The sequence below is a fragment of the Mogibacterium neglectum genome, from assembly GCF_030644205.1.
Classification (GTDB): domain Bacteria; phylum Bacillota; class Clostridia; order Peptostreptococcales; family Anaerovoracaceae; genus Mogibacterium; species Mogibacterium neglectum.
Map to the genome: position 1 here is coordinate 534,395 of NZ_CP128647.1, position 15,135 is coordinate 549,529.

Annotated in this window: 14 protein-coding genes; 11 read left to right on the top strand and 3 right to left on the bottom strand. The window is 42.2% G+C overall.

Annotated features, from left to right (window positions below; genetic code table 11):
* Window positions 1–26 precede the first annotated feature (26 nt).
* From QU661_RS02455 to hypB, 3 genes are read left to right on the top strand one after another with little or no spacing between them, the layout of a single operon-like run.
* Entirely contained in the window at window positions 27–2,819 is a 2,793-nt protein-coding gene (locus QU661_RS02455) for an FAD-dependent oxidoreductase (protein ID WP_304990180.1), read from the top strand.
* A 5-nt stretch (window positions 2,820–2,824) separates the two neighbouring features.
* Window positions 2,825–3,175: a hydrogenase maturation nickel metallochaperone HypA gene (locus QU661_RS02460; protein ID WP_304990181.1), complete on the top strand. Its 351-nt coding sequence runs from the start codon at window positions 2,825–2,827 to the stop codon at window positions 3,173–3,175.
* A 2-nt stretch (window positions 3,176–3,177) separates the two neighbouring features.
* On the top strand, window positions 3,178–3,846 hold the full coding sequence (gene hypB / locus QU661_RS02465) for a hydrogenase nickel incorporation protein HypB (RefSeq protein WP_304990182.1): 669 nt from the start codon (window positions 3,178–3,180) through the stop codon (window positions 3,844–3,846).
* A 59-nt stretch (window positions 3,847–3,905) separates the two neighbouring features.
* On the opposite strand, the gene QU661_RS02470 is transcribed toward hypB, so the two are convergent.
* The 3 genes from QU661_RS02470 to QU661_RS02480 are packed head-to-tail and all read right to left on the bottom strand — an operon-like array spanning window position 3,906 to window position 5,578.
* Window positions 3,906–4,418, bottom strand: coding sequence for a hypothetical protein (locus QU661_RS02470; RefSeq protein ID WP_304990183.1), 513 nt, complete (start codon window positions 4,416–4,418; stop codon window positions 3,906–3,908).
* Window positions 4,419–4,457: 39 nt separating this feature from the next.
* Window positions 4,458–4,928 (bottom strand): hypothetical protein, encoded by a 471-nt coding sequence (locus QU661_RS02475; RefSeq protein WP_304990184.1) that lies wholly within the window; start codon window positions 4,926–4,928, stop codon window positions 4,458–4,460.
* 56 nt (window positions 4,929–4,984) lie between these two features.
* Window positions 4,985–5,578 carry a hypothetical protein gene (locus QU661_RS02480; protein WP_304990185.1) on the bottom strand — a complete coding sequence of 198 codons (594 nt, stop codon included), beginning with the start codon at window positions 5,576–5,578 and terminating at the stop codon, window positions 4,985–4,987.
* Window positions 5,579–5,732: 154 nt separating this feature from the next.
* Here QU661_RS02480 and fba point away from each other — a divergent pair, with 154 nt between their 5' ends.
* From fba to prmA, 8 genes are all read left to right on the top strand, one after another.
* A complete protein-coding gene (gene fba, locus QU661_RS02485) occupies window positions 5,733–6,674 on the top strand; it encodes a class II fructose-1,6-bisphosphate aldolase (protein ID WP_304990186.1) in 942 nt (313 codons plus the stop codon).
* A gap of 107 nt (window positions 6,675–6,781) precedes the next feature.
* Window positions 6,782–8,191 carry a nickel pincer cofactor biosynthesis protein LarC gene (gene larC, locus QU661_RS02490; RefSeq protein ID WP_304990187.1) on the top strand — a complete coding sequence of 470 codons (1,410 nt, stop codon included), beginning with the start codon at window positions 6,782–6,784 and terminating at the stop codon, window positions 8,189–8,191.
* A complete protein-coding gene (locus QU661_RS02495; protein WP_304990188.1) occupies window positions 8,191–8,895 on the top strand; it encodes an HAD family hydrolase in 705 nt (234 codons plus the stop codon). The genes larC and QU661_RS02495 overlap by 1 nt, the downstream gene beginning before the upstream one ends.
* A 31-nt stretch (window positions 8,896–8,926) precedes the next feature.
* Window positions 8,927–9,418: a zinc ribbon domain-containing protein gene (locus tag QU661_RS02500; RefSeq protein ID WP_304990189.1), complete on the top strand. Its 492-nt coding sequence runs from the start codon at window positions 8,927–8,929 to the stop codon at window positions 9,416–9,418.
* A 114-nt stretch (window positions 9,419–9,532) separates the two neighbouring features.
* A complete protein-coding gene (locus QU661_RS02505; RefSeq protein WP_304990190.1) occupies window positions 9,533–10,540 on the top strand; it encodes a serine O-acetyltransferase in 1,008 nt (335 codons plus the stop codon).
* 42 nt (window positions 10,541–10,582) lie between these two features.
* Window positions 10,583–13,216, top strand: a complete 2,634-nt coding sequence (locus QU661_RS02510; RefSeq protein WP_304990191.1) for a translation factor GTPase family protein — start codon at window positions 10,583–10,585, stop codon at window positions 13,214–13,216.
* A 94-nt stretch (window positions 13,217–13,310) separates the two neighbouring features.
* Window positions 13,311–14,135 carry a deoxyribonuclease IV gene (locus QU661_RS02515; RefSeq protein ID WP_304990192.1) on the top strand — a complete coding sequence of 275 codons (825 nt, stop codon included), beginning with the start codon at window positions 13,311–13,313 and terminating at the stop codon, window positions 14,133–14,135.
* The gene (gene prmA / locus QU661_RS02520) at window positions 14,132–15,112 is read left to right on the top strand and encodes a 50S ribosomal protein L11 methyltransferase (protein WP_304990193.1); all 981 of its coding nucleotides are present in this window, start codon (window positions 14,132–14,134) and stop codon (window positions 15,110–15,112) included. Before QU661_RS02515 ends, prmA begins: the two co-directional genes overlap by 4 nt.
* The last annotated feature ends 23 nt before the right edge of the window (window positions 15,113–15,135 follow it).

The window sequence follows — 15,135 nt, forward strand, 5'->3', positions numbered from 1 at the left end:
GATTCTAGTGATTATAGGAGAGCAGTATGATTAATTACGATAAGATTAGCGGAAATAAAAAACCAGAATGTGTTAAGGATGACGGTCCCATTCGCGAACCGATAGTTAAACTTGCTAAGATGATTACCGATAGACCTGCACAGCATCTGGGTCTTAAGAAGATTACAAAAGATGACCCGGAGTATTGGGGGCTGGCAGCTTTAATTTCTGACGAGGAGGCTGAGCTAGCGAGTAAACTCGGAGTGAGGAAACCAAAGACATTTGAAGAAATTCATAAGCTTTCTGGTATGAGTGAAGAGCACTGCAGGAAACTCATAGATCATATGTCTGAACAGGGCATACTCGAGTATAATTGGGAGAATCTAGACGGTACAAATCCTAAGAATGAAAAGAGATACATAGTTCCTATGTTTGTCCCTGGAGTTGGTGAATTTGCAGCTATGCACGAGACCAATATGAGTGAGCATCCGGAGCTTGGTCGATTCTTCGAGAGGATGACGTTTCTTCCTCTTGAGAATGTAACTAAAATTGTTCCTCCTGGAGGTGCTGGTGTTGGAATGCATGTTATTCCAGTAGAGCAAGCGATTTCAATGGAAGAGACATCTATCTCTGTTGAGCATATTTCTCACTGGCTTCAGAAATATGAAGGCAAGTATGCGGCGAGCCCATGCTCTTGTCGTAAATCTAACTGCTCATATGACGAAGGCTGCGCTGACGATTTTAACGATTGGTGCATAGCTGTCGGCGATATGGCGGATTATGTTGTTGAAACGAAGAAGGGCGGACGATACATTTCCAAAGAAGAGGCGCTTGAGATATTCAAAAAAGCAGAGGATAACGGATTTGTTCATCAGATTACAAATATTGACGGAGAACAGAAGATATTCGCCATATGCAACTGTAATGTAAATGTGTGCTATGCATTAAGAACGTCACAGCTCTTCAATACTCCAAATATGTCGCGCTCATCATATGTTGCAAGGGTGAAGAAAGAAAATTGCGTTGCTTGTGGTAGATGTGTAGAGTACTGTCCAGCAGGTGCGGTTAAGCTTGGTCAGAAGCTATGTAAAGCGGACGGGTCGGAAGTTAAGTATCCAAAGAGTTCTATGCCTTCGCTTGAAAAGTGGGGCTCTGAGAAATGGGATATAGATTATAGAGACAATAACCGAATCAATTGCTATGAAACTGGAACTGCTCCTTGTAAAACGGCCTGCCCTGCGCATATCGCAGTTCAGGGTTATTTAAGACTTGCGGCACAAGGAAAATATAAGGAGGCTCTGGAGTTAATAAAGAGAGAGAACCCTTTTCCGGCGGTTTGCGGCAGAATTTGCAACAGAAGATGTGAAGATGCATGTACTAGAGGGAATATTGATCAGGCGGTAGCAATTGATGAAGTGAAGAGGTTTATCGCACAGCAAGATCTTGATAGCGATAGAAGATTTGTCCCTGATAAGGTTATACCTAAGGTGTGTGGGGAGTTTGAGGAAAAGATTGCCATAATTGGTGGCGGACCAGCTGGTTTAAGTTGCGCATATTATTTAGCTATAAAGGGATACAGCCCTACAATATTCGAGAAGGAACGTAGAATGGGTGGAATGCTTACCAATGGAATTCCTAGTTTTAGACTTGAGAAGGATGTTGTAGAGGCAGAAATCGATGTGCTAAAAGAACTTGGTGTCCAATTTAGATGTGGAGTTGAAGTAGGTAGGGATATCACGATTCCAGAGCTCAGGGAACAAGGTTTCAAAGGATTCTACTTAGCTGTTGGACTGCAGTCTGGCGGAGAGCTAGATATCAGTGGAGCTGATGCAAATGGAATTATATCTGGTATCGATTTTATGCGCAGGGTTAATCTCGGCGATGCAGTTGAACTAAAAGGACGAGTGGTTGTTATCGGTGGTGGCAATATCGCTTGCGATGTTGCTAGGACAGCCATAAGACTTGGTGCAGATGCCGTGGATATGTATTCCCTTGAAGAATATGAAAAGATGCCTTGCGGTGAAGAGGATAGAAGTGAATGTGAGCGTGATGGAATAACGATTCATGGTGGATGGGGGCCAATCTCTGTTTCAAAAAATGAAGGTAATTGTGAAGCGATATCGTTTAGAAAGTGTCTCAGAGTGAGAGATGATGAAGGTAGATTTGCTCCAAAGTTCGATGATAATGATCGAGTGACTGCTAAATGTAAAGCCGTAATTTATTGTATAGGCCAAAAGGTAGAATGGGGGGAAATACTTGAAGGTACTGATGTTGAACTTAATGCAAATGGGACGGTAAAGGCAGACCCAATTACATATCAGACGGATGAACCAGATATCTTTGTTGGAGGCGATGTTTACACTGGTCAAAAGTTCGCTATCGATGCGATTGCAGCAGGTAAAGAAGGGGCTGTGTCTCTTCATAGATTTGTACAGCCACGATCAAGCCTTACGATAGGGAGATATCGCAGAAACTTTGTTGAATTTAATAAAAAAGATATGAGCGTAAACGAAGAGTCATTCGACAATTCACCAAGAGAGAGAATTGGATATAATGAGGCGCTGGCAAGGACGTTTAAAGATGAGAGAATCTCCTTTACTGAAGAGCAGGTCAAGAAGGAAACTTCAAGATGTTTATCATGTGGAGCCTCAATCGTAGACGAGAACAAGTGTATCGGATGCGGTGTATGTACTACAAAATGTGGGTTTGACGCAATTAAGCTATATCGTGAACATCCAGAATGTTCCAATATGGTACCTAGCGAAGAAAAGATGAGACATATAATCCCATACGCAATCAAACAGGCAGTGAGAGTAAAGATTGCAGGAAAGAAAGGTTAAATTTCATGCATGAACTTGGAGTAGTATTTCATATTATCGATGAACTGAAAGTTGTTGCAGATGACAACAATGTGACCAAGTTTTCTAAAGTCGTCCTTGAACTTGGGGAGGTATCTTCTGTAATACCCTCATATCTTGAGGATTGCTGGGAATGGGCATCTGCAAAACATGAATTTGTTTCAAATGCTGAACTCCTGATTGAAACTATTCCGGCAGTTACTTACTGTGAGGCATGTGCTCGTGAATATTCAACCGTAAAGCATGGCCTTACTTGCCCATATTGCGGGAGTGGAAATACTTATTTGATACGTGGTAATGAATTTATGATTAAGGAAGTAGAAGTACCAGAGGTTTAGAGATGGATAAAGTAAAGGTAATTGAAGTAAGGGAAAGCGTTTTTGCAAATAACGATAGAGAGGCGGATAGGGTACGAGAGAAACTTAAATCTAAGAAGACATGCCTAATAAATCTAATGTTATCACCTGGTGCTGGTAAGACCACTACTATTCGCAGATTAATTGGTGATTTGAGTACTGAAATATCAATTGGGGTAATGGAGGCAGATATCGACTCCACTGTAGATGCGGAGGCTATCGCTGAAACTGGAGCAAAGGCTATACAGATACACACAGGTGGTATGTGTCATCTTGATGCTGGAATGACTGAGCAAGGGCTTGATGAGATAGGATATGAAGACTTTGACCTGTTGGTGCTTGAAAATGTTGGGAACCTAGTATGTCCTGCGGAGTTCGATACCGGTGCCGCTTTCAATATGTCGATTTTATCTGTTCCAGAAGGTCATGATAAACCACTCAAATACCCTCTCATGTACGAGGTGTGTAAAGCACTCATTATTAATAAGGTTGATGTGTTACCGTATTTTGATTTTGATATGGAAAAAATAATGGAATATGCATCAAGGAGAAATCCAAGTATCAAGATATTCCCCGTTTCTGCTAAGACTGGAGAAGGCTTTGAAGAGCTCGAGACATGGCTGAAATCTGAAGTGGGAATGTGGAATTCATAAAAAACAGCAGCCCGCAGGATATTACATGTGGGCTGCTGATGTTATTTCTGATTATGAAGCTATCTCTCTATATGCTCGTTAATAATGTCTATATAGCGATCAAGCCTCGGTAATAGTAGTTTTTGAATTATCTTTTCAAACCTATTATGCGTGGGAATCGCAAATAGGAATGTCACAGCGATTAAGAAGGCTCCTACCATATAGCATATCATAGCAAGTGGTAACATTTCTGTGATAATCTGAGCCATGATACCTACTAGGAAGAGAAGTACGCTCTCAATAAACAAAAATATCGGTAGTGGTGCTTTATATCCTCTCGGCTCAGCTTCATATGAAAGGGTTGAAGTTTCTCCGGACGTCGATACGATATCGAATTTTAAGGTTTTTATATTTATTAATAGACCGGAAAGATTCCTTCCCTCAGGAGTTTTTTGCAGAGTCTTTATCGCTTTGCGATCTAAAGAATAACTTTGAGGGTTATCCACTCCTTTGTATGAAAGGAGTCCTTTAAGAGCGATTTGTACGACTTCGGCTGGGGCATTAATTTTTACAGTCCCTTTTAATACATTCATGATATATTACTCCTTAAACTTTGATTGTTAAGCAGAGCTTTAATTATCCTTCTTTGCGCTATATATCAGCCAGATGATAAATGCTATTTCAATGATTGAAGCTAATACACCTAAAATCAGAGCTAAGCTTCCGATTACAAGGATAAAAATGCAGATTAATACTCCAAATATATCCAGGAGCATAGGAAACAAGTAGAGCGATTGTCTTTTCTTTATATCAAAACTATCATTTAAATCGGCAGCATTATTTAAACACAATGCTAACATCGTAACGGATGCGATTAATAATAATATAAAGACAAAGCCCATGAACATCAGCTTGAATAGCGTGGTTATATCCTGATAGAAAAAGTAGCTACTGCCAACCACTATGTCGTTTGATATTGATATTCCGAGTGTAAGATAAAGCACGATACGTATAGATGCGAAACAAATGTACGCTATTAACGATCGTTTGATCGACTTTTCTAGCTTTTCTGTTGAATAAAACTTAGTCTCTATGTTTTTCATATCTTTCTTTGGCAAATCTCTCTATCTAGCTATAAAAAATCGTATTTAAGTTCTAATTATGCTTCGGTGCTATCTGAAGAACCATTGTCTTCAGACTTCACTTCGTAATCCACATCGACAGGCGCGGCATCATCTTCAGCTTCAGCGGGTACAGCTTCGGCCTGTACAGCGGTCTCGGTCTTCTGTGCAGGTGAAGCCTGAGTAGAATTAGCGTTATCAGAAGATTTCTTAAGTTCTGCAACTGCTCCAAAATCAAGGTTGCTTTCAAAGTTGCTCTCGCCCTGGAGCTTCCTGAACTGACTAATCGATACTCCGCAGAGAATCCATGTGATAATTCCTAGCACAAGTCCGAGTAAAGCGAGTATGCCCGCGATAACAGCTCCGACGATGAGCAGTATGAATCCAGTGTTCTTTCCCTGGTTCTTAGTCATAAGTACTGCTGAGCAAATGGTAACTACCACTGATACGATTAAGAGACCGATAAGTGTTGCTTTCTGTAAAGTGAACATTTCCGTGTAGTAACCGCTGTATCCGAAATTAGATGTTAGATACGAATTGGTAATTTTAATTACTATAAATGCTACGATTGTAGCGATTATGAGTACGGTATTGAGAATTATACCTTTCTTTGCAATGCTCTGTTCTGTCATAATTATTCCTTTCTTAACAAAAAAATATCTACTAGATTGTAACATATTTAAGCCCGTATACATAGTTTTTAATCTACATTTCGTGTGTTATAATGTGAATTAAATACAAGGATTACGGTCATTTGAAATTCGAACCGAGAAAGGGAGGTTATTAATGGCACTTGTAACAACAACAGAGATGTTTAAGAAAGCATACGATGGATGCTATGCCATCGGAGCTTTTAATGTTAATAATATGGAAATCGTTCAGGGAATCACAGAGGCTTGCAAGGAAGAGAATTCTCCGGTGATACTTCAGGTGTCAAAGGGTGCTCGCTCTTATGCTAGTCACACTTATCTCATGAAACTCGTCGAGGCGGCGGTTATGGATTGCCCGGATATTCCAATTGCGCTTCACCTAGATCACGGTCCGGACTTCGAGACCTGCAAATCCTGCATAGATGGTGGATTTACTTCAGTAATGATAGATGCCTCGTCAAAACCATTTGAAGAGAACATTGAAATTACTAAGCAGGTTGTAGATTATGCGCATAAGTATGGCGTAGTAGTTGAAGCTGAACTCGGCACACTGGCAGGCATTGAAGATGATGTGGTTGTTTCAGCGGAGGATTCTTCATATACACGTCCTGAAGATGTCGAGGAGTTCGTTCGTAGGACTGGCTGCGATTCGCTTGCAATTGCTATTGGAACGAGCCATGGTGCATTTAAGTTTAAGCCAGGTACTAAGCCGCAGCTGAGATTTGATGTGCTTCACGAGTGTGAGAAGAAGCTACCTGGGTTTCCAATTGTGCTTCATGGAGCATCGTCTGTTCCACAGGAGTACGTACACATGATTAACGCTTATGGTGGAGCGATGAAGGATGCGATAGGTGTTCCAGAGGATCAGTTGAGGGAAGCTGCTAGATCGGCAGTATGCAAGATTAATATTGATTCAGATCTCAGACTTGCTATGACGGGCTCCGTCAGAAAGCATCTGGTTGAGTGCCCTGCAGATTTTGACCCTAGGCAGTATCTGAAACCAGCAAGAGCTAATATCAAGGAACTTGTAAGGCACAAGATTGTAAATGTTCTTGGCTGTTCAGGAAAAGCGCTATAATATTTGAAAAAATATCATTTTCACGAGATTAAGAGCATTGCGCAGAGCGCAGTGCTCTACTATTATAGATATATGAAAAAATACTTACATTTGCTTAAGAGGTTTAGATGAAAACACTTTATTTTGATTGTGCGACTGGTATCAGTGGCAATATGACTATTGGGGCACTGCTCGAGATCTGTAATGGTGAGCAATATCTGAGAGATGAGCTCGCTAAGCTTAGAGTTCCAGGATATGAGTTAAATGTAGTTAAGAGGGACTCGCATGGAATAGATGGAACATATGTTGAGGTGCTAGAGGCTAATACAGGATTACCAGTGGATGCAATTTATGAAGATAGCCATAATAGAAACTGCGGTGCCACTCTGGAGCCTGATCACGGATATGCTCATAGTTATAATCATGAGCATGAATTTGATTCCGACCATAACTATGGAGGGCATAATCACGAACACGAACATGTTCACGAACACTCTTTTGAACATCATAGCTACAATCACCATAATCATAAACATGGGCATGCCCATGACCACAACCATAATCATGTTCATAGGACCTATGGTGATATAAGGCAAATAATAGATAGCAGTGGGATTACAGAAGCCGCAAAGGCGCTTTCAAAATCCATGTTTCATAAAGTTGCGGTTGCGGAAGCGGCAGTTCACGGCAAACCGATAGACGAGGTGCATTTCCACGAGGTTGGAGCGCTTGATTCGATAGTTGATATAGTCAGTGTAGCAATATTGATGGATTACATTAAGCCTGACAGAGTTATGGCGAGTGTTGTTTCGGATGGATACGGTACGATAAAGTGTGCACATGGGATGTTAAGCGTTCCAGTGCCAGCAACAGCTGCGATTTATAAAAATGAACAGGTAAGATTTAAACAAATAGAAGTTCCGACGGAGCTCGTAACACCTACGGGGGCCGCTATTATATCCACTTTTGCAGAGACGTACGGTCTGATGCCAGAGATGAATCTGAGTAAAATTGGGATTGGAGTAGGTAGTCGCGAAATCGGTGGACCTAACACGCTTAGAGTTATTCTCGGAGACGAGGTGTCAACGGGTGGAGGAATTCAGAAAGGAGACATTCTAGTTATAAATTCTAATATCGATGATTCTAGCGGAGAGGAGCTAGGATATGTGCTCGAGAAGCTGATGGATGCAGGCGCTCTTGATGTTTCGTATGCCCCAATCTTTATGAAGAAGAATAGACCTGCGTATAGGCTTGAAGTTATATGTAAGGCAGAGAGTAGAGAGAAACTCTGCGAAATCATATTTGCCGAAACGACGACAATCGGTGTTAGATACTATCCCGTACAGCGTGAGGAGCTCGCGAGGATGAAAACTCTGGTGGAAACGGAGCTGGGGCTGATTGAAGCGAAGAAGGTTGTGACGGCGGATGGGCAGTCGTATACGTATCCAGAATATGAGAGCCTGAGGTCTATAGCTTCAGATCTGGGGATATCGATGAAATCGGTAAGAGCTACTTTTGAGAAGGGATTAAGAGATTGATGTATAAAGCTGCAATTTTTGACATGGATGGGACAATCCTTGATACCATAACGGATCTAAAGGATAGCACTAATCATGCACTTAAAGTAAATGGACATAGATGCGATTATAACGTTAGAGATGCTGCAAGATTTTTTGGTAGCGGGGTTAAGGTTGCTATGTCTAGGGCGCTAGCGACTGAGGCTGGATACAGTGATGAAGAGGTTGATCTCATAGGTGTAGAGACATCCTACGCAGGCGATGAAGCTGAGCTTGCTGCAGTAATAAATTCCTTTGAGGAATGGTATCCAGATCATTGCGATGAGAATACTAAGCCTTTTGAGGGCATAATTGAAGCAATTGAGAATCTGAGGGAGCAAGGTGTAAGGACAGCAGTAGTGTCCAACAAGATGCATGAAGCTGCGGTGATTCTTGCTGATAGATATTTTGCTGGGGGTTTCGAATACGTTCAGGGCGTAGATGATAAGATTAGAAGGAAACCTAACCCAGACGCAACACTGAAGATACTTGAACGCATGGGTCTTGGACAAGACGAGGCCGTATATATAGGTGATACTGAGGTGGATATCGAAACTGCACATAATGCAGGTCTAAAGTGCATAAGTGTCGATTGGGGCTTTAGGAACAGAAGGTTTTTAGAGCACGTCGGGGCAAATCCGATTTGTTCCGATATGGATTCACTAGTCAAAGCTATTATAGACTAGCATATGTAGATGATAATTTATGGAGGGAAATGTGGTAGCGACTAAGCTGAAATGCACCAGAGAGTGCATTTTTGTCGAAAATAAAAAGGCATCGAGAGCGAGCTCATTTAATTTTGCTTGCAACTACATAATCATTGGAGATGAAAAGGGGCTTCCTATAGATGGAGCACGAATCAATGCCAACGAACAACTTTATTCAGTACTATTTTATGAGAAACGCCATTTTATATCTCTCGTTGTAAAGAAACCAACGCCATACGCTATATCTCTAGTGTTCCGAAATAGGGCAGATTACGATGATGTGCTCGCACTACTAGAGATGACTGCGAATAAAATTAGGTTTAGCCGCCAGGATTTTAAGGTAGCAAGCTATGCTAGCAGGATTACAGATAAGCTGAGGGATGGTGTTGAACTTGCAATCATGGATGCTATAGATAAATCGAATGTTGCTGTCTGTCCAGAGTGCGGTATGGAGGTGCCACCAGGAGCTGAGTACTGCATGGAGTGTGGAGCTGAGCTATAAATGGCGAATTAGCCGAGCAGGGCAGCCGATATTAACCACCTATGATACTAGATGAGATACTGATTGGGCGAAGTGTGTAAATGTATGAGTAAGGTTTATAGAGAGGAGACTTAAGTGGATAAGGATATAATGATTATGGAGTCTTGTCAGACTAATGAAATTAGAAGTGCCGAGGAAATCGATAAGGACATGAGTGAATTAGCTGAGCAACTCCTAGAGGATTACAAACATGACCGTGACATCGACGCTGTTAGAATGTTTGAACTGCCTGAACAAAAGGCTATTAAGGAGATAATTCGCGAGCTTATGATGGTTCTTCTTCCAGGATATTATCGTGAGAAGTCTTATCGCACGTACAGCGTAGATAAGAAAATCCTGGTAATCCTAGAAGATGTGATGTTTATGATGACTAAGCAGATTGAAAAGGCATTACTTCATAGACCGGAGTTTGAAGACACATGCATCGCTGTCAGGCAGGATGAAGCTAAGAAAATCGCAAAGTCTTTTTTTAGGCAGATACCCAAGATCAGGGATTTTCTTAATACTGATATAATTGCTACATACGAAGGAGATCCTGCGGCAAATAGCAAGGATGAAATCGTTCTCGCATATCCGGGGCTTTACGCCACAGCGATTTATAGGCTCGCTCATGAACTACATGAGCTTGATGTTCCACTGATTCCAAGGATTATGACCGAGTATGCACACAGAAAAACCGGTGTGGATATTCATCCAGGAGCAACGATTGGTAAATACTTTTGTATGGATCATGCGACTGGAGTAGTAATAGGATCAACCTCTGTAATCGGTGAACATGTTAAGGTGTATCAAGGGGTTACCATAGGTGCACTTTCCACAAAGGCGGGTCAGAAGCTTCACGGAACGAAGAGACATCCGACAATTGAGGATAATGTTACGCTATATTCAGGAGCATCCGTACTAGGTGGAAACACTGTGATTGGTGAAGGTGCTGTTATCGGAGGAAATGCATTCGTAACAAAGTCTGTAGATTCTCACACTACCGTAACAATTAAGACACTTGAAATGGTTTACGACAAGCAGTCACACAAGACAGGGCAGGAGAAAGAGCGTAAGCAGGACGAATGGTTTTACGTGATTTAATCAAATTGATTTAGTAGATAGAATTTTCAGAGGGAGGGGAGCATGAGCAAGAAGCTGACACTAGGGATATTGGCACATGTTGATGCAGGCAAGACTACGCTTAGTGAAGCTATGCTGTACTCCGCTGGAACAATAAGGAAACTAGGACGAGTCGACAATGGCGACTCGTTCTTCGACAATTATGAGATTGAGAAAAATCGCGGAATTACCGTTTTTTCGAAACAGGCTGGACTAAACTGGAAGGACAGTCAAATCACCATACTAGACACGCCAGGACATGATGACTTTTCAGCTGAGATGGAGAGAGTTCTAAATGTAATCGATTATGCACTACTAGTTGTAAGCGGTCTAGATGGACCTCAAAGCCATACAGAGACAGTTTGGAGACTTCTCAGAGCGCGGAAAATTCCGACGTTTGTATTCGTAAACAAGATGGACCTTGCTATTGCTGATAGACATGAGCAGATTAGCCGCATAAAAGGCAGGCTCGGTGAGGGATTCGTCGATTTTAGTGTGGATAAGAATGATGAGGAATTTATCGATGGCATAACATTTTATTCTCCAGATCTTGCCGAGTGTTTTTTGGAAAATCTAAATTTGCCCGAAGAAGGTGTTCGGAAGGCAATCCAAGAGTGCCAGATATTTCCGTGCCTATTCGGTTCAGCACTTCATCAAGATGGAGTAGATCGATTGCTCGATGCCATGTCCTCATACACCTACGGCTTTGATGAACGTAGAGAAGACGCTTCACTAGATGATAAAATGGGGGCTCTAGTCTATAAGGTAGCCCGAGATCAGAGAGATGAACGAATCTCTTTTGTACGCGTGATGATGGGTACTCTTCACCTAAAGGATAGCGTCGCGGTGAGAACCGAAAACGGTGAGCTTCTACATGAAAAGGTCAATCAGATAAGGATTTACTCCGGTCAGAAGTACACGATGGTTGATTCAGCCTTGGCTGGTGATATATGCGCAATTACTGGTGTGGGCTCATCAAGAGCAGGACGAGGAATCGGTGCATTGGCGGAGGATGAGACCAGAAACGGTATAATTGAGCCGTACCTGTCTTATAGAATCATTCCTGAAGAATGCGTTGAGCAAAACAAGTTTGTAGCTGATATGAGAATACTCGAAGAAGAAGATCCGAAACTGCATGTTGCTGTAGATCTAGGTTTCCGTGGTGCTAATATCAGGCTTATGGGTGAAGTGCAGCAGGAAATTCTTGAAGCTCAGATAATGAGTAGGTTTGGATATAGAGTGCACTTTGAGACAGGAAATATAATCTATAAGGAAACTGTGACAGAGGCAGTTGAAGGTATTGGCCACTTCGAACCACTTAAGCATTATGCTGAAGTGCATCTAATCATTAGGCCAGGTGAACGCGGAAGTGGCATTGCCACAGATAGCATTATCCCAGAGGATGTCCTCAGTAGAAATTGGCAGAATTTAATACTATCGCATCTGGACGAGAGAATGTTCCGAGGTGTGCTGATCGGGGCACCTATCACGGACATACGCATTACACTTGCGGCAGGAAAAGCGCATGAAAAGCACACAGAGGGTGGAGACTTTAGACAGGCAACCTATAGAGCAGTTAGAAATGGGCTGCTGCATGCCAAGTGCCACATACTAGAACCTTGGTTCAGCTTTGAGATAAAACTACCCAGTGCTAATATCGGAATGGCGATGACTGATATAAGAAATGCATCGGGGGCGTTTGATGAGCCAATTATTGACGGAGATATGTCTACTTTAATTGGGAAGGCGCCGGCAGTAGCACTAATTGACTATCAGAGAAAGCTTGCTTCGTACACAGGTGGCAGAGGATATATTAGCTGTATGCTAATCGGATATGACTTTTGCCACAATGAATCTGAGGTTATAGAAGAGTCCGAGTACGAGCAAGATAAGGATGAATTAGAAACCGGAGATTCGATATTCTGCTATCATGGGGCTGGGAGAACAGTTAAATGGGATGAGGTTCAAGACTTCATGCATCTTCCATTTGCGCTTGAGAAGGAGACTGATTCAAATAAAAGAGAAGATTCAGCGAGAGCTGAAACGATGGCAGCCGGTCGGAAGCTGGCTAGCGATGCAGAGCTGTTAGCAATATTTGAGAAGACATACGGTAAAATTTCAAAGGGCAATGCAGTGAAGCGTAAGGCAAAGCCGAAAGGATCCGATTACCATGCTATGGAGATGCAAAAACGTTCTCTTCATAGGCTCGAAAGGGTTGGTAGTCCGGATACACACTTCATCATAGATGGCTATAACCTCATAAATGCTGACAAGCATATGAAAGAACTTTCTAAGGCTGATATTGGGGCGGCCAGGGATCATCTGATAAATATTCTTGCGAATTATCGCGGATATCTAGGATGCAAGATGACTATCGTCTTTGATGCGTACAGAGTGCCATACAGCTTCGGAAGAAAATATAAAGTAAGTGATACCGAAGTCGTGTATACTAAGGAAAATGAGACAGCAGATGCATATATCGCTGAGCTTACAAAAGAGATTGGGAAACGAGAAAGTATTACGGTGGTATCATCTGATGCACTCGTTCAAGAGATGTCGCTAGGACACGGCGCTCTCAGGATATCATCTAGGGAGTTCCTAATTGACATCGAAACAGCTCTGCAGGAGATTAGGGAGTTCCTCGATGAAAATAGATAGGAAAATTGAGTAGAAGGATAGAATTAACATTATAGTTACAAAATATTAGACATAATTGTAAGGCTAGAAGTAAAGAGACAGAAAGGGACTATAGATGGAGAAATATTTGGGATGCCACCTATCGTCTTCGGATGGGTTTGAAGCGATGGGGAAAGCTGCACTTTCGATTGGTGCAAATACATTTGCGTTTTTTACTAGAAATCCACGTGGTGGTAAGGCGAAGGCAATCGATGAAGCCGATGCACAGGCTTTGATAAAGCTGATGGATGAGCACAACTTCGGAAAGCTTGTAGCTCACGCACCGTACACGCTAAATCCATGCTCGGGTAAGGAAAGCGTGAGGGAATTTGCACGAACATGCATGCTAGAAGATCTAAAGCGAATGGAATATTTGCCAGGAAACTACTATAATTTCCATCCTGGCAGTCACGTTGGCCAAGGCAGTGAACTGGGAATACAGATGATTGTTGATACGCTTAACCACGTGATGTGGGAGGACCAGCATACAGTAGTGCTACTCGAGACAATGGCTGGCAAGGGTAGTGAAATAGGTAAAAATTTTGAAGAGCTTCGTGAGATTATCGATGGGGTGAAAATCAAAGACAAGATAGGGGTTTGCCTTGATACATGCCATATAAGTGATGCGGGATATGATGTGAAGAATGACTTCGCTGGAGTGCTGGAAGAGTTCGATAGAATTATAGGGTTAGATAGATTATGTGCGCTACATATCAACGATAGCAAGAATCCTATGGGGGCGGCAAAGGATAGGCACGAGAAGATTGGAGGCGGAGAGATAGGTCTTGAGGCAATGATGTCAGTAGTTAATAATCCGCACATAGTAGGGCTTCCGTGCATCCTCGAGACTCCGCAGGAAGACCTCGAAGGTTATGCAAGAGAGATTGAGACACTTAGATGAAATATTACGAGATAAAAATTGAAGTATCGGAGATTGGAATTGAGCCAATGCTTGGTGCGCTCATATGCGAAGGAATAGATACTGCTGAAGTAAACGATCCTGCAGATGCTCTGTTTATGAATGACCAACTTGGGGATACGGATTATCTAGCGCCAGAGGATTTTGAAAAGGAGAGCAGCAAGGCTCCAAGCATTATAGTATATACAGCAGATGATAGAGCGGCTGATGGCACTGTTGATGCGGTGAATAAGGCGGTAAATGCAGTTAGGAAAAATGCAGAAAATGGTTTTTTCGGTACTACTGCTGCTGATCTCGGATCATTAAAGGCAACAGTGCGTGTCAGAGATGACGAAGAGTGGAAAGACCGCTGGAAGGAATTCCTTAAACCGGTGAACATAGGATATAGCTATATAGCTGCTCCACCATGGATAGATATGACTGACTATTTACAAGAATTTGAATCTGATAGAGAGGTTATACGTATAAACCCGGGCATGGCCTTTGGAACCGGCCTTCATGAGACTACCTCGCTGTCAGCGGATTTACTAGAATCCTATATCGATGAAGGCGATAAGGTCCTGGACGTTGGCTGCGGCACAGGAATCCTATCTATATTAGCTAGTAAGCTCGGAGCTAGTGAAGTGCTAGGTATAGATATCGATGAAGAGGCTGTGGCTGCTTCAATAGAAAACTGCAAGAGCAATGATGTACACAATGTGGATATAAAAAAAGCTGATTTGACAGCAGGAGTAGACTTTAAGGCAGATATAGTAGTAGCCAACCTGCTTACTAATCTTGTTGTTCGCCTTACCGGTGATATTCGCAATCACCTTAATTGTGGCGGAAGATATATTATGTCTGGTATACTAACTACTCAGCAGAATAAAGTGATTGCGGTACTTAAGGAGAATGGTTTTGAAATGTTAGCCGTTGCAGAACTAGGCGAATGGTGTGCAATCGCAGCTGAACTTATATAAAAGGGGATTTGGGAGGAGAATAT

Bases quoted from the DNA above. Each gene is read 5' to 3' on its own strand.
- fba (WP_304990186.1), top strand. From the start codon at position 5,733: ATGGCACTTGTAACAACAACAGAGATGTTTAAGAAAGCATACGATGGA.
- prmA (WP_304990193.1), top strand. From the start codon at position 14,132: ATGAAATATTACGAGATAAAAATTGAAGTATCGGAGATTGGAATTGAG.
- QU661_RS02510 (WP_304990191.1), top strand. From the start codon at position 10,583: ATGAGCAAGAAGCTGACACTAGGGATATTGGCACATGTTGATGCAGGC.
- QU661_RS02475 (WP_304990184.1), bottom strand. From the start codon at position 4,928: ATGAAAAACATAGAGACTAAGTTTTATTCAACAGAAAAGCTAGAAAAG.
- QU661_RS02460 (WP_304990181.1), top strand. From the start codon at position 2,825: ATGCATGAACTTGGAGTAGTATTTCATATTATCGATGAACTGAAAGTT.
- larC (WP_304990187.1), top strand. From the start codon at position 6,782: ATGAAAACACTTTATTTTGATTGTGCGACTGGTATCAGTGGCAATATG.
- QU661_RS02515 (WP_304990192.1), top strand. From the start codon at position 13,311: ATGGAGAAATATTTGGGATGCCACCTATCGTCTTCGGATGGGTTTGAA.
- QU661_RS02470 (WP_304990183.1), bottom strand. From the start codon at position 4,418: ATGAATGTATTAAAAGGGACTGTAAAAATTAATGCCCCAGCCGAAGTC.
- hypB (WP_304990182.1), top strand. From the start codon at position 3,178: ATGGATAAAGTAAAGGTAATTGAAGTAAGGGAAAGCGTTTTTGCAAAT.
- QU661_RS02480 (WP_304990185.1), bottom strand. From the start codon at position 5,578: ATGACAGAACAGAGCATTGCAAAGAAAGGTATAATTCTCAATACCGTA.
- QU661_RS02495 (WP_304990188.1), top strand. From the start codon at position 8,191: ATGTATAAAGCTGCAATTTTTGACATGGATGGGACAATCCTTGATACC.
- QU661_RS02455 (WP_304990180.1), top strand. From the start codon at position 27: ATGATTAATTACGATAAGATTAGCGGAAATAAAAAACCAGAATGTGTT.